The sequence below is a fragment of the Pseudomonas sp. RV120224-01b genome (genome assembly GCF_003208145.1).
Lineage (GTDB): Bacteria > Pseudomonadota > Gammaproteobacteria > Pseudomonadales > Pseudomonadaceae > Aquipseudomonas > Aquipseudomonas monteilii.
Map to the genome: position 1 here is coordinate 1 of NZ_QKMQ01000017.1, position 14446 is coordinate 14446.

The 14446-nt window shown below is 66.2% G+C and carries 11 protein-coding genes; 1 reads left to right on the plus strand and 10 read right to left on the minus strand.

Annotation, left to right across the window (positions count from 1 at the left end; all coding sequences use genetic code 11):
- Positions 1 to 245, minus strand: a 245-nt coding sequence (locus N436_RS22100; RefSeq protein ID WP_256589893.1) for a transposase, incomplete at its 3' end; no start/stop codon positions are given.
- Between the two features lie 119 nt (positions 246 to 364).
- Here N436_RS22100 and N436_RS22105 point away from each other — a divergent pair.
- Positions 365 to 1684 carry an LLM class flavin-dependent oxidoreductase gene (locus tag N436_RS22105; protein WP_110741946.1) on the plus strand — a complete coding sequence of 440 codons (1320 nt, stop codon included), beginning with the start codon at positions 365 to 367 and terminating at the stop codon, positions 1682 to 1684.
- A gap of 30 nt (positions 1685 to 1714) precedes the next feature.
- Here the strand turns inward: N436_RS22105 and N436_RS22110 are convergent, their stop codons facing one another.
- From N436_RS22110 to N436_RS22150, 9 genes are all read right to left on the minus strand, one after another.
- A complete protein-coding gene (locus tag N436_RS22110; RefSeq protein ID WP_110741947.1) occupies positions 1715 to 4126 on the minus strand; it encodes a TonB-dependent siderophore receptor in 2412 nt (803 codons plus the stop codon).
- Between the two features lie 33 nt (positions 4127 to 4159).
- On the minus strand, positions 4160 to 4654 hold the full coding sequence (locus tag N436_RS22115; RefSeq protein WP_026020330.1) for a RidA family protein: 495 nt from the start codon (positions 4652 to 4654) through the stop codon (positions 4160 to 4162).
- 19 nt (positions 4655 to 4673) lie between these two features.
- Positions 4674 to 6236, minus strand: a complete 1563-nt coding sequence (locus N436_RS22120) for an NAD(P)/FAD-dependent oxidoreductase (RefSeq protein WP_105948631.1) — start codon at positions 6234 to 6236, stop codon at positions 4674 to 4676.
- 363 nt (positions 6237 to 6599) lie between these two features.
- Positions 6600 to 7694: an LLM class flavin-dependent oxidoreductase gene (locus N436_RS22125; protein ID WP_110741948.1), complete on the minus strand. Its 1095-nt coding sequence runs from the start codon at positions 7692 to 7694 to the stop codon at positions 6600 to 6602.
- Positions 7695 to 7756: 62 nt separating this feature from the next.
- Entirely contained in the window at positions 7757 to 9091 is a 1335-nt protein-coding gene (locus tag N436_RS22130; RefSeq protein WP_105948633.1) for an LLM class flavin-dependent oxidoreductase, read from the minus strand.
- Between the two features lie 271 nt (positions 9092 to 9362).
- On the minus strand, positions 9363 to 10982 hold the full coding sequence (locus N436_RS22135) for an ABC transporter ATP-binding protein (protein WP_110741949.1): 1620 nt from the start codon (positions 10980 to 10982) through the stop codon (positions 9363 to 9365).
- Positions 10979 to 11875, minus strand: coding sequence for an ABC transporter permease (locus N436_RS22140; protein ID WP_110741950.1), 897 nt, complete (start codon positions 11873 to 11875; stop codon positions 10979 to 10981). Before N436_RS22140 ends, N436_RS22135 begins: the two co-directional genes overlap by 4 nt.
- A 1-nt stretch (position 11876) precedes the next feature.
- Positions 11877 to 12827, minus strand: coding sequence for an ABC transporter permease (locus N436_RS22145; protein WP_105948636.1), 951 nt, complete (start codon positions 12825 to 12827; stop codon positions 11877 to 11879).
- On the minus strand, positions 12824 to 14443 hold the full coding sequence (locus N436_RS22150; protein ID WP_110741951.1) for an ABC transporter substrate-binding protein: 1620 nt from the start codon (positions 14441 to 14443) through the stop codon (positions 12824 to 12826). The genes N436_RS22145 and N436_RS22150 overlap by 4 nt, the downstream gene beginning before the upstream one ends.
- Positions 14444 to 14446: the final 3 nt, after the last annotated feature.

Here is a 14446-nt window from a genome sequence, read left to right on the forward strand (position 1 = left end):
GCTGTTTGGCGCAGCGAGAGTCGATGCTCAAGCATGTGCTTGAGTACCTGCCGTTTGAAGTCCTCAGTGTAGCGCTGGCCATGTGGGCGGGGACTGAGGCTGGCGGTGGATCGGTAACTGGCAACCCAGCGCCGAAGCAAACTGAAATCGATGCCCAAGTGTCGGGCCACTTTGCGAAAGCCGTTGCTGCCTTCCAGATAGGCCGTGATCGCCGTGAGCTTGAACTGCTCTGAGTATTTGCCCATAAATCCCCCAAGGGTTGGATTGGTGTCCAACTTCTTGGGGGCAGTCCAGGCATCCACAATCCCTGTGGGAGCGGGTTTACCCGCGAAGGGTCTTCCACCGATTTCGAAGGACCACCCCCATGTCCCAACGCAAAATCAAACTCGGCGCCCTGACCATGGGCTGCGGCGGCCCCGGCCGGCACAACCTGTGGCTGGACCCCGAACTGCCGGCGGACGCCAGCGTCAACATCGACTGGTACATCGACATCGCCCGCCAGGCCGAGGCTGCGCTGTTCGACCTGATGTTCATCGTCGACAGCCAGTTCATCACCCCTGGCTCCCCCTCGCACTACCTCAACCGCCTGGAGCCGCTGACCCTGCTGTCGGCCCTGGCCGTGAGCACCCGCCATATCGGCCTTGTCGGTACCCTCACCACCTCCTATAACGCCCCGTACAATGTTGCTCGCCGGCTCGCTTCGCTGGACTTGATCAGCAAGGGCCGCGCCGGCTGGAACGTGGTCACCAGTGGTGATGCCGGCACCGCCGGCAACTACGGGCTGGACGAGCACTACGACTACGACACCCGCTACGCCCGGGCCCAGGAGCATGTGCAAGTGGTACAGGGGCTGTGGCACTCCTACGAGGACGACGCCTTCCCCCGTGACCGCGCCAGCGGCCGCTTCCTCGACCCCGCCAAGCTGCATGGGCTGAGCCACAAGGGCGAGCATTTTTCGGTGGTGGGGCCGCTGAACATCCAGCGCTCGCCCCAGGGCCAGCCTGTGATCTTCCAGGCCGGCGACTCCGAGCAGGGTCGCGACCTGGGCGCGGCCACCGCCGATGTGGTGTTCACCCATGCCGCCAGCATCGAGCAGGGCCAGGCCTTCTACCGTGATGTCAAGGGCCGCGCGGCACGCCTGGGGCGTGATCCGGAGCAGCTGCTGGTGCTGCCGGGCGCGGAGATCTACGTGGGGGATACCGACGAGCACGCCCGTGAGATCGAACGGCACTATCACCAGGCCGATCACAGCTTCGAGCTGGCGCTCAAGGAGTTCGGGCGCAATTTCGGCTGGCACGACTTCAGCCAGTACGAGCTTGACGCCCCATTCCCGCAAGAGAGCCTGGAGCATGCCCGCAGCAGCTTCTTCACCAATGCCAAGCGCATCGCCGACCTGGCCCGGGACAAAGGCTTCAGCCTGCGACAGGCGGTGGAATTCGGTCGCCAGTTGCGTCCCGGCGCGTTCGTCGGTTCCGCGCAGACGGTGGCGGCGAAGATGGCCGAATGGTTCGAGGCGCGGGCTTTGGACGGGTTCAACATTTATATAGGGCATCCGAGGCAGTTCCGTCGCTTTACCGAGGAGGTGGTGCCGCTGTTGCAGGAGCGTGGGGTGTATCGCACGGCGTATGAAGGCAGCACCTTGCGCGAGAGCCTGGGGCTGGCGATTCCGCGGTTTAGCCGGTAGATCGTCGGGGCTGCAACGCAGCCCCCCTTTTCAGAAGTTGTACGTCACCCGCCCAAAGTAATACCCCCCGGTAAAACCATACGGCGAGTACACCCCATACCCCTTGACCATGGTCTTGCTGCTCGGCGCCTGGCGCTCGGGGTACACATCGAACAGATTGCGCGCACCCACCGCCAGCTCCAGGTCCTTGGTCAGCTGGTAGCCCACATCCAGGTCGGTGATCCAGCGCGCCTTGTACTCGCGGTCCAGTGAGCGGTCGTTGGCGGCGTTGACCTCGCGCCACGAGCCATAGCGCGTCAGCCCCAGGTTGACCCGGTAGCGGTCCAGCCGCCAGTTGCCGCCCAGGATCAGCTTGGTGTGCGGCTGCACCTCGGTGAGCAGGTTGCGGGCCTGGCGGTCCATCAGCGTGTAGGGGGCGCCGAGAATGTTCACGCTTTGCTTGTAATCGAGGATCTCGGTGTCGTTCCAGTTGAACGCTGCGGTCCACTTCACGGTGCCGGCGCTGCCTAGATCCTGGTCGTAGCTGCCCACCAGGTCCAGGCCCTTGGTGCGGGTGTCGGCGCCGTTGGTGAAGTACTGTCCGCCGGAGGTCGAGTCGATGCCGTTGTCCAGCAACGCCTGCGTGACTTCCGGGCCGAGCAGGGTGCCGGTGAGGGTGATGCGGTCGCGCACGTTGATCAGGTAGGCATCGGCGGTGAAGGCCAGGCGGTCGGTGGGTTGCCAGGTCAGGCCGAGGCTGTAGTTGGTGGATTTTTCAGGCTTGAGCGCTTCGGCCCCCAAGGCCTTGGCCGCCGCCGAGTCCACCGGCAGTACGCCGTAGTTGATCGACTGATACACGCCATCGACCACCCCGTAGGTGGTGGAGCGCGCGCTGAACAGGCTGTTGGCCAGTGATGGTGCACGGAAGCCGTTGCTCACCGTAGCCCGCAGTGCCAGTTCCGGGGTGAACTCGTAGCGGGTGGTGAGCTTGCCGCTGCGGGTGGCGCCGATGCCGCGGTCGTAGTGCTCGTAGCGCACAGCCGCGCCCCAGTACCACTGTGGCAACGGGTTGAAGCCCACATCCAGGTAGCCGGCGTAGCTGTTGCGGCTGGCGCTGGTGGCCTCGGCCGGGGAGATGCCGTTGGTCACCTGGGCGCCGGAGGCGGCGCAGTTGCCTGGGGTGGGGCAGTAACCGCCGTCGGCCCAACTGGCCCAGTCGCCGGCTTGCACCTGGTAGGTGTCGCGGCGCTGTTCAAGGCCCCACGAGAAGTCCAGCGGCTTGCTCAGCCCCACCTCGAAGCTGCGGTGCAGGTCGAGGTTGCTGGTCAGTTGCGAGCTGACCCAGGTGCCGGACTCGAAGTGGTTGGGGGTGGCCTCGCCCAGCGACGGGTTCTGGTTGTTCCAGGTGCCCTGGGCGGCTTCGTTGCGCCCGTAGGTGCTCGACAGGTCCCAGTTCCATTCCCCGGCCAGGCCCTTGGCACCGAACGCGGCCTGGTAGTCGTGCTCTTCGATGTACCAGGTGGGCGTGTAGCCCGACGGTCGCCCGTTGGGCCCGGTGGTGATGGTGTTGGCGATGGTCGGCAGACGGAAATTCTGGCCCTGCTCGGCCTTGCGGTACGACCAGGTGCTGAACGAATACAGGGTCAGGTCGTCTTGCAGGGGCAGCTCGGCGTTGTAGCCCAGGGTCAGCAGGTTGATCTTCGGCGTGCCGTAGCCGCCGTAGGTGACCTTGCCGGCGCGGTCCAGCGCTTCGGCCTGGCTGTAGCCGTTGGCGCTGGCCTTGTTGTCGTCGTTCTGGCTGCGCGCATCCAGCGCCAGCTGCAGGATGCCGTCACGGCCGATCTCGAAACCCTTGTTCAGGCTTTGCTGCACGGTCTGTTTCTTGCCGTCGTAGCCTTGGCCGGCCGTGGTCACGGCGGTGCCGCTGGTGTCGGCCTTGAGGATCACGTTGATCACCCCGGCGATGGCGTCCGAGCCGTATTGGGCAGCGGCGCCGTCGCGCAGCACCTCGACATGGTCGATGGCGCTGATGGGGATCAGGTCCAGGTCGCTGGGCGCGGCACCGGCGTTGATGCCGCTGATGTTCAGGGTGGCGCTGGTGTGGCGGCGCTTGCCGTTGACCAGCACCAGCACCTGGGCGGCGTTGAGCCCGCGCAGGTTCGGCGCGCGGGCCATGCCGCTGGCGTCCCAGCCGGTCTTTTCCGGCAGGGTGAGCGAGGGCACGCTGGCGCTCAGGGCTTCCATCAGGCCGGGCTTGCCGGTTTCCTGCAATTGCTTGGCGCTGATCACGTCGATCGGCACGGGGCTTGTGGTGACGGTGCGCTTCTCGGCGCCACGGTTGCCGGTGACGATCACCGTGCCCAGGGCCTGGGCACTGGGCTCATCGGCCAGTGTCGGGGTAGTTTGCAGCCCCGCGGCGAGGGCCACGGGGAGTAACGAGGCAGAGGTAAAGACTTGCTTCATGCACGCAGTTCCTTGTTGGGCGGGATGGCGCGCTCAGGGCGCCTTGGCCGCGATCGCGTCGATTTCCACCAGCGCGCCCGGCAACGGCAGGGCCACCACCTGCAAGGCGGTGCGGGTCGGGGTGCGGGGTTGATCGGCGGTGGCGAAGAACTCGGTGTAGGCCGCTTGCAGTCCGGCGAAATCGAGGTTGCCGCCATTGGCCGGATCGCCCACCAGGAACACCCGCAACTGGACGATGTCGCCCAGGTCCAGGCCTTGGCTCTGCAAGGCTGCGCGCAGTTTTTTCAGCACCGAACGGGCCTGTGTTTCGGTATTACCCAGGGCCGCGACGCTGCCCTTGGGCGCCTTGGGGTCTGCTACATCCGGCAGGGTGCCGCTGATGAAGGTCAGCTGGCTGCCGGCCGGCACCGTGACCAGTTGCGAGATGGGGAAGTTCGAGCCAGGTGGCGCGACGCGCTTGATGCCGTCGGCGTGGGCGTTGAGGGTCAGGGACATGAGCACTCCGGCAAGCAGAAGAAGACGAGGCATGGGTAGGATTCCTGCAGGGTCAGGCGGCAGCGCCGCGGGTGGTCTGGCTGGCGTGTTGGGCGATCAGGCTGACCACGCGGCGGGCAGATTCGGCGGCGCTGTTCTGCCAGATGCCCACCCCGCCATGGGCCAAGGCGTCACTGGCGAGCCAGGTACGGCCCTGGGGCTGGTTGAGCCGGTCGTAGCCGGGCTGGGCGACTTCGTCGTGGACGATCCAAGGCGCCTCGCTGAAGGGGATCTTCGACCAGTTCACCACCACCGGCCGGGCGAGTTTCTGGCTGTGACCGGGGTGCAGCGATTCCACCGCCTGGCGCGACGAGGCAATCTGCGCGGCCAATGGCTTGGCGGCGAACTGCTGGGCCACGCCACCGGTGTTGTAGGTGGCCACCAGCACACCCTGGGCGCTGTTGAGACGATCACTGGGGTACCACAGGGTGCGCGCCTCGTGGTTGATGTAGCTGAGGCCGCCGTAGATCTGAAAATCCGTTTCCCAGAACCGCGGCGACTGCCAGGCCACCTTGTTGGCCTTGTCGCCTTCGGCGCTGGCGATGGCTTGCTTGAACGGCGCGTCGAAGTTGTTCGGCAACTTGGCCAGCAGCGGCAAGGGCAGGGTAACGATGGCGTAGTCGGCCTGTTCGACGTGCTGCTGGCCGCTCTTGCGATCACGCCACACTACCTTGGCGCCGGTTTCGCCGGTTTCGACCCCGAGCACCTCGGCGCCCAGGCGTACGCTGTCCTGGACCTGGCGGTAGAAGGCCTTGGGGATCTGGTCCATGCCGCCCACTGGCTGGAACATGGTCGAGGAAAACTCGGGGATCTCGTCGAACACCAGCGGCAGTAGCAGGTTGCTGTCCAGCAACTGATCGAGCGGCACGGGTTGGCGCTGGATCGGCGTCTGGTCGCCGGCGCCGGCGAAGCGGGTGTAGCCGGCGCGCACCGAGCCGCGGTACTGCTGTTGGCTGTCGAGGTCACCGTAGACCTTGAGGAAGTCCAGCAGCGCCTTGCGCTGGCCACTGTTGAGTTCGGCATCCAGGCTGTTGCGGCTGACGCTGCGCGCCAGCAGTTCGCTGAAATGCCCACGGGTGTCGTTGACCGCCTGGCGCAGCAGCAGCGGTGGACGGGCAAGGTCGGGTTGGGCCAGGGCGTTGCGGCTGCTGTTGACCAGCACCTGCAACTCCACGCCCAGTTCGCGGCAGTAACCCAGGATGGTCAGGTGATGGCTGGGCAGGCGCGCGGCGCCGGCGTTGAAGAACTGGCCCTGGTCGAATTCCACGCGCTGCGTGGTGCCGTCGTTGTGTTCGATGCGGTCGCCCTGGCGCAGGGTCCAGACCCGGCCGCCGACCCGCTCGCGGGCCTCCAGCACGGTCACGTTGAAGCCTGCCTTGCGCAGCTCGTAGGCCGACACCAGCCCGGAAATACCGGCGCCGACAATCACCACGCGCTTGCCATTGCCACCGTTGGCGGCCAGTTGCAGGGGTTCGAAGGTGGCGGCCAGGGCGTTCTGCCCCAGCGCGCCCAGTGCCGCTGAATAGCCGCCGATGGCGGCGAGGCGGGCGATCAGATCTCTACGGGACAATCCCATGTCGCGGTCTCCGAGAAGTTGGGTTCGGATGTGCGCAACAGGGCAGGCGGACGCATGGCGAGGCCCGACGACGGTTGGCACGAATCCATTTGCCTCCGCCAGGTCGGGGTCGGTTTACAGAACTTAATGGTCTTTACGGGGGTTGTGAAAGGCTTTTTTGTTCTAAGTTAATTATGTAATTTGATAATTATGTTCGTTTTGTTAAATGCGTAATTTGTATTTTGTAGTGTGTTTTTCATTCATTTGGTGGCAACACGAAAAGGCCCCTTCGCGGGGCAAGCCCGCTCCCACGCGATGCACAACGGTCGTGCTTTTCGTGGGAGCGGGCTTGCCCCGCGAAGGGGCCGTTGCCGTTATGAAGATCTAGGCCGTACGCGCGCTACGCTCACCTTCCCGCAGCGCAACCAGCGCCTTGATCCGCGGAATCAACGCCTGCCCATACTCCACCGCATCGCGCAACTGATCGAACCCCCGGAACAAGAAGGTACTCACCCCCAGCTCGTAATACGCGTGCGCAGCCTCGGCCACCTGATCCGGCGTGCCCACCAGCGAGGTGGAGTTGCCCGCACCGCCGCCGAGCGCGGCGATCTCGGTCCACAGCCGGGTGTCGTGCACCTTGCCGGCCAGCTGCACCAGCCGTTCGGAACCCACGTTGCTCTTGCCGAAGTTCTTCTCGCGGCGGTTGCCCTGGCGGATACCGATACGCTGCTTGGCATCGGCCAGAATGCGCTCGGCGCGGGCCCAGGCTTCGTCCTCGGTGGCGCCGAGGATCGGGCGCAGCGACAGGCTGAAGCGGATGTGCTTCTCGCGCCCGTAGCGGGCGGCGGCCTTGCGGACCTTGGCAATCCGCTCGCGCACCTGCTCCAGCGGCTCGCCCCACATCATGTACACGTCGGCGTGCTTGGCGGCGACCTCCACGGCGGCGTCGGAGGCGCCGGAGAAGTAGATCGGCAGCTTGCCCACCGGTTTGACCAGGGTCAGGTTGTCTTCCACCCGGTAATGTTCACCCTGGTGGTCGAAGGGTTCGGTCTGGGTCCAGGTGTTGCGCAGTACCTCCAGGTACTCGTCGGTGCGGGCGTAGCGGGCGTCCTTGTCGAGAAAGTCACCGTCGCGCTGCAGGTCGCCGCTGTCGCCGCCGGTGATCACGTTGATCGAGGCGCGGCCACGGCTGAGCTGGTCGAGGGTGGCGAACTGGCGGGCGGCGAAGGTCGGCGCCTGGAAGCCTGGGCGGTGCGCCACCAGCAGGCCGATGCGCTCGGTGAGTGCGGCCACGTAGCTGGCCAGGATCATCGAGTCTGGCGCGCTGGTGTTGACGGCCAGCAGCGCCTTGTCGAAACCGCCGTATTCCTGGGCCTGGGAGAACGCCTTGATGAATTCCAGGTCTACCAGCGGGCCGCGCGGGGCCTGGGATTCGCTGCCTTCCTGGGGGCCGATGAGGCCGATGAATTCGAGAGTCATGGAGCAAAATTCCTTTTCTGGGGGTATGGGCGGGCTGGGGCTGCGAAGCCGCCCAGGCGGTCTCAAGCCACTGCGCTTTGTTCGCGGCGCAAGGTATTGCGGTTGGCCGGCACATCGAGCCCGAAGTTGGCGCGCAGGGTGTCGCCTGCGTACTCGCCGCGTACCAGCCCACGCGCCTGCAACAGCGGCACCACCAGCTCGGTGAAGTACTGCAGGCCATCGGGCAGCAGCTGGTTGATGATGAAACCGTCGGCGGCGCCGTGCTCGAACCAGTCCTGCAGGGCGTTGGCCACTTGCTCGGGGGTACCGACGAAGTCGCGGCGCGGGCGCGAGAAGCGCAGGGCCAGTTCGCGCAGGGTCAGTTGTTCGTCCCGGGCCAGCTGCTTGAGCTGGTCGGCGGTGCCTTTGTGGCTGTTGTCGCCCAGGGTGCCCAGGTCGGGGAAGGGCGCGTCCAGCGCGTGCTGGCTGAAGTCGTAGTCGTTGAACGGGCGGCCCAGGGCGACGATGGCATCCTCGATGCTCACCAGCTCCACGGCCTGCTGGTAGCGGCGTTCCACTTCCTCCTCGTCACGCCCGACGATGGGGCGGATGCCCGGCAGGATAAACAGTTGCTCAGGGTCGCGGCCATGCTTGGCAGCGCGCTGTTTGAGGTCCTGATAGTAGGCGCGGGCGTCGCTGAACGACTCGGGGCTGACGAAGATCGCATCGGCGTTCTGCGCGGCGAAGTTGCGTCCGTCCTCAGACACTCCGGCCTGGAAGATCAGCGGCTGGCCCTGGGGCGAGCGCTGGATGTTCAGCGGGCCTTTGACCTTGAAGAACTCGCCCTGGTGGCCGAGGGTGTGCAGTTTGTCCGGGGCGAAAAACTCGCCGGTGTGTTTATCGCGGGTGAAGGCATCATCCTCCCACGAATCCCACAGGCCCTTGACCACCTCGACGTGCTCGCGGGCGATGCGGTAGCGCACGGCATGCGGCGGGTGCTCGGCCTTACCGAAGTTGTCGGCAGTGCCTGATAACCACGAGGTAACCACGTTCCAGCCGGCACGCCCACCGCTGATCAGGTCCAGCGAGGCGAACTGGCGCGCGACCTGGAACGGTTCGGTGTAGCTGACCGTGACCGTGGCCACAAGACCAATGTGCGAGGTGACTGCGGCCAGGGCCGAAAGAATGGTCAACGGTTCGAAGCGGTTGAGGTAGTGGGGGCTGGAGCGGGCGTGGATGTGCAGGCTGTCGGCGATGAAGGCGAAGTCGAATTTGGCGGCCTCGGCCAGTTGTGCCTGCTGCTTGTAGAAGCCGAAGTTGACACTGGCATCGGCCAGCGCCTCGGGGTGGCGCCATTCGCCCCAGCCGTGGCCGACACCGTGGATCATCGCGCCGAGTTTGATTTGTCGCTTGCTCATGGGGAGTCCTTCTGCAATCAGGTGATGGAGGCCTCCGCCGGGTGTGGGGTCGGACTGGTAAAGGGGACGTTAGCGTGGGGGGAGGGGGTTGTGAAAGGCTTTGTGGTTCTAAGCTAATTATGCATAAGTATTATTTGATGCGTTATTTAATATGCATTGTTTTTTGTTTTTTCCTGATGCTGTCGTAGGCTTCGCCAGCTCCCATAGTATCCGGTGTGAACCTTGTGGGAGCTTGCGATAGGGCCGTCAGAGCAAATCAGGGGATCCGCCTTTACACCGCCACCGGCAACACACTGCGCGAATGCCCCGGGATCGCCGCAATCAACTCCCGGGTATAGGCACTGGCCGGACGGCTGAACACCTCCAGCGCCGGCCCTTGCTCCACCACCTGCCCGCGCCGCAGCACCAGCACCTGATCGGCCATGCTGGCCACCACCGTCAGATCATGCGACACCAGCACATAGGCGATCCCCAGCTCGCGCTGCAACTCATCGAGCAGCGCGAGGATTTGCGCCTGCACCGACACATCCAGCGCACTCACCGGCTCGTCCAGCAGCAACACGTGCGGCTCCAGCGCCAGGGCCCGGGCGATCGCCACCCGCTGGCGCTGCCCACCGGACAACTCCCGCGGCAGGCGGTCGAGAAAGTGCACTGGCAACTGCACCCGGGCGATCAGTTCGCGCGCCTTGCGCTCCAGGGCCTGGCCCTTGAGCACACCAAACGCCACCAGCGGCTCGACGATGCTGTCGAACACCGTGAAGCGCGGATCGAGCGCGGCGAAGGGGTTTTGCTGCACCAGCTGGATGCGCCGGCGCAGTGGCCTGAACTGGCGCCAGCTGTAGTGGGTGACGTCCTGCCCTGCAAACTCCACACGGCCCTGGCTGGGCGTCTCCAGCCCCAGGGCGATGCGCAGCGCGGTGCTCTTGCCCGAGCCCGACTCACCGACGATGGCCAGGGTCTGGCCTGCTTTGACCTCCAGGCTCAGGTCGTGCAGGGCAGTGAAGTGGGCGTCCTTGCCCGGCAGCGCAAAGCGCTTGCCGACGTTGCTCAGACGCAGCAGCGGCGTTTCTCCCTGGGCCGTGTTCGGTCGCTGGCGTGGCACGAAGGCGGGCGCAGCGGCGAGCAGGTCGCGGGTGTAGGGCTGTGGCGTGCCCCACAGCACCTGACGCGGCGAGGCGTGCTCCACCAACTCGCCGCGCTTCATCACCAGCAGGCGGTCGGCGCGGTCGCAGGCCATCCCCAGGTCGTGGGTGATGATCAGCAGCGAGATGCCGCGCTCGGCCACCAGCCGTTGCAGGTGGTCGAGGATGCGCCGTTGCACGGTCACATCCAGCGCGCTGGTGGGCTCGTCGGCGATGATCAGGCGCGGATCGCCGGCCAGGGCGATGGCGATCAGCACCCGCTGGCGCATGCCGCCAGACAGTTCGTGGGGGTATTGGCGGGCGCGCAGGGCCGGGTCGTCCAGGCCCACTTGGGTCAGCAGCTCCAGCACATCGGCGTCCAGCCCCGGATAACGCCGGCCGCGGGCCAGCAGCAGGGCTTCGGCGATCTGCCGGCCGATGCGCAGGGTGGGGTTGAGGCTGACCATCGGGTCTTGCGGTACCAGGCCAACGGTACGCCCGCGCAGTTGGCGTCGGGCCTGCTCGTTGGCCTGCGCCATATCCACCCCGGCGACCAACAGCTGGCCCTGGTCGATCCGCGCATTGCCCGGCAGCAGGCCGAGCAGGGCATTGGCCAGGGTCGACTTGCCCGAGCCGGACTCGCCGACGATGGCCAGGGTTTCGCCCTGGTTCAGGCTGAACGACAGTTGGCGTACGGCTTCGGTACGCTGCCCGGCGAAGTGGTAGCTGACACTGAGGTCGCGGACCTCGATCAACGCAGGCTGGCTCATCGGGCATGCTCCTCGACGCTGCGCGCCAGGTGGTTGAGGCTGAACACCACGGCCACCACGAACAATCCCGGCAACAGGGATACCCACGGGGCGGTGATGAGGAAGTGGCGGCCATTGGCGATCAGCGTGCCCCATTCGGCCGCCGGTGGCGCAGCGCCAAAGCCGAGAAAGCTCAGGCCCGCGGTGGCGAGGATGGCCGCGCCGAAGTCCAGGGTGGCGAGCACCGCCACCGGGCCCCAGGCATTGGGCAGCACATGGCGCAGCAGCGTGCGCGCCCAGCTGGCGCCGCCCAGGCGCGCGGCCTCGACATAGGGCAGGGTCTTGATGCGCAGCACCTCGGCGCGGGTGGTGCGGGCAAAGCCGGGGATGATACCGACGCCTACGGCAATCGCCACCGGCACCGTGCCGAAGCCGATGGCGGTGACGATCGCCAGGGCCAGCAACAGACCGGGCAGGGCCAACAGCACGTCGATCAGGCGCATCAACGCGGCGTCCACGCGCCCGCCGGCAAAGCCGGCCAGCACGCCCAGGCCCAGGCCGCCGGCCAGGGCGATGGCCACCGCCAGCAGCGCGGCCTGCACGCTCAAGCGTGCGCCGTAGACCACCCGGGTGAACAGGTCGCGGCCCAACTCGTCGGTGCCGAACCAGTGCACAAGGCTCGGCGCGCTGAGTTTGTCGGCGGGGGAGGTGGCGTACGTGTCGAAGCTGGTCAGCAGTTGTGGAGCCAGCGCGCTCAGCAGAGCGAACAGCACTACCAGCAAGGCCAGGTTGAAACCGGGGCGGTGCAGCAGCGGGGCCACGGCCTCGTGCAGGCGTTGCCAGCGCGTGCGGCGCTGCCATTGCTGTGGAGCAGTTGAGGGGACTGGATGATAGAGGCGAGTATCGGAAGTCATATCAGCTCACCTTGGCGGTATGGGTGATGCGTGGGTCGAGGTACGGGTACAGCAGATCGACAATCAGGTTCACCACCACGAAGGCTGCCGCCGACACCGCAACGATGGCCAGCACCACCGGAATGTCCTGACGCAGCACGGCTTCCTGGGCCAGGCGGCCGACGCCGTTGCGCGAGAAGATGGTCTCCACCAGCACCGCACCGGATACCGTGTTGCCCACCTGCAGGCCGACCAGCGTGAGCAGCGGCAGCGCCGCGTTGCGCAAACCGTGCCGCGCCTGCACCTGCGCCCGGCTCAGGCCCTTGGCGAAGGCGGTGGCGATGTACGGCTCCTGCCACACGCCCTGGAAGCCCCGTTGCAGCACCTGGGCGTACACCGCAGCGCTGGGAATGGCCAGGGTCACGGCCGGCAGCACCAGGCTGGCAACGCCCTGGCTGCCGGTGGCCGGGAACCAGCCCAGGCCAAAGGCGAACACCTGGATCAGCAGTAGTCCCATCCAGAACACTGGCACCGAAAAGCCCAGCGACGGCAGGCGGGTCAGCGCGGTCTTGAGCGGGCGCCATTGCAGGTAGGCGGTCAGGTAGGCAAGGCCCACGCCACCCAGCAACGACAGCACGATCGCCAGGCCCGCCAGCGACAGGGTCTGCGGCAGGCGCTCGGCCAGCAGCGCGGTGACCGGCCGGCCCAGCGAAAGTGACTGGCCCAGGTCGCCGTGCACGGCGCGCCAGAGCAGGTCGAAATACTGCTCGAACAGGCCCTTGTCCAACCCGTAGTAGGCGCGGGCCTTGGCCAGGTCTTCGGGCGACAGGCCGTCGGCCTCCATGCCGGAGGCACTGAGCATGATCGCCAGGGTGTCACCCGGCAGCAGGTAGAGGATGAAATAGCTGATGGTGTACGCGCCCCACAGCACCAGCAGCGCCTGGCCGATGCGGCCGATCAGGTAGCGCTTCATGGCTGGCCGACCTGGATGTCACTGAGGAAGGCGAAGCCTTCGGCGGTCCAGCGGAAGTCCTTGACCCGTGACGCGGTGGCGGCCTGCCAGACCCGTTCGTATAGCGGGAACGCCGCGGCCTCGTCCACCAGCAGGTCCTGCAACTGGCCGTAGGCGGCGGCGCGCTGCGGGTCGGCGGTGGCGGTGATGCCGCTGTCGAACAGCGCCTGGACCTTGGGCAGGGTGTGCGGCTCGTAGCTGTTGGTGGCCAGGGTTGCGCTGTTGGCCGCGCGCGGGTCGAGGATGGTCTGCAGGATGATCGGGTCGGCGCGGGTCATGTAGGTGGACGTCAGGTCGTAGTTGCCGGAAGTGTTGCCGGCCACCCACTCGGCGCGGGTCAGTACATTGAGCTTGAGGTCGATGCCGACTTTGCGCAGTTGGTCCTGCACCAGCACATCGCCTGCGCTTTCGGCGGGGGTGAGGTTGTAGCGCAAGGTCAGGCGCTGGCCGTTCTTCTGCCGGTAGCCGTCCTCGCCCTTGTGCCAGCCGGCGGCTTCGAGCAGTTGCTCGGCGCCCTTGGGGTCATAGGCCAGCTTGTCGGCCTGGGCCTTGAAGTACGGCGTGGTCACGTCGTACACCCCGCTCACCACCGGGAACTCGGCGTTGTACACGGTGTGCGCATAGCTGGTGCGGTCGATGGCTTTCTGCAGGGCCAGGCGCACCTGGCGGTCGCCCAGCAGGCGGTTGTTGCGGGTATTGGGGTAGAGGTTGAGCGCAGGCCCCGGCAGCGACCGGCTCTGGATGGTCGCGCCCTTGGATTGGAACAGCTTGAGGTCGACCTCCGAGAACGGGTTGCGTGGCCACAGGATGTCGGCTTTGCCTTGCAGGAACAGGCCGTTGCGCACGCTTTCTTCGGGGATGTAGCTGACCTCGACGGTGTCCAGGTGGGCAGCACCCTGGTTGCGCACGTTGGCCGAGGCCCAGGCGTAGTCCGCGCGTTTGACCAGCTTGGCGCCGACTTCCGGAGTGTAGTGTTCGAGCACGAACGGGCCGGTGCCGATGATCTTGCCCAGCGAGCGCTCCTGGGCGGTCAGCTTGTACGAGGTCGGGGCGAGGATCGCCAGGTTGGTGGTCGAGGTGGCTTGCAGGAAGCCTGCGTTGGGCTTGGACAGCACCAGGCGCACGGTGAAGTCGTCAAGCACTTCGGCGTGATCGTAACCGGCCAGGTAGGTGGCGCCGAAGGTGGCGGGGAGTTGCGTGGCGAAGGCCTTGTTGCTGTCGAAGGCGGTCTTCACGGCATGTGCGTCGAAGCGCTCGCCGTTGCTGAACGTGACGTCCTGGCGCAGGTGGAAGGTGTAGCTCAGCGCATCGCTGCCGATCTCCCAGCTTTTGGCCAGCCACGGGATGATGCGCCCGGTGTCCGGGTCCTGGTCGGTGAGCGACTCGGCGACGTTGCGCAGCAGCACGCGGTGTTCCAGCCAGTAGACCTGGAACGGGTCGACGCTGACCAGGGTGGTGTTGTCGCCCCAGAAGGCGATGTTGAGGGTCTTGCTGGCGCTGCTGTTGTCGCCGGGGGAGCAGGCGGACAAGGCCAGGGCCAGGGAACTGATGGCGAACAGGCGGTGTAGTGGGGGCATGGG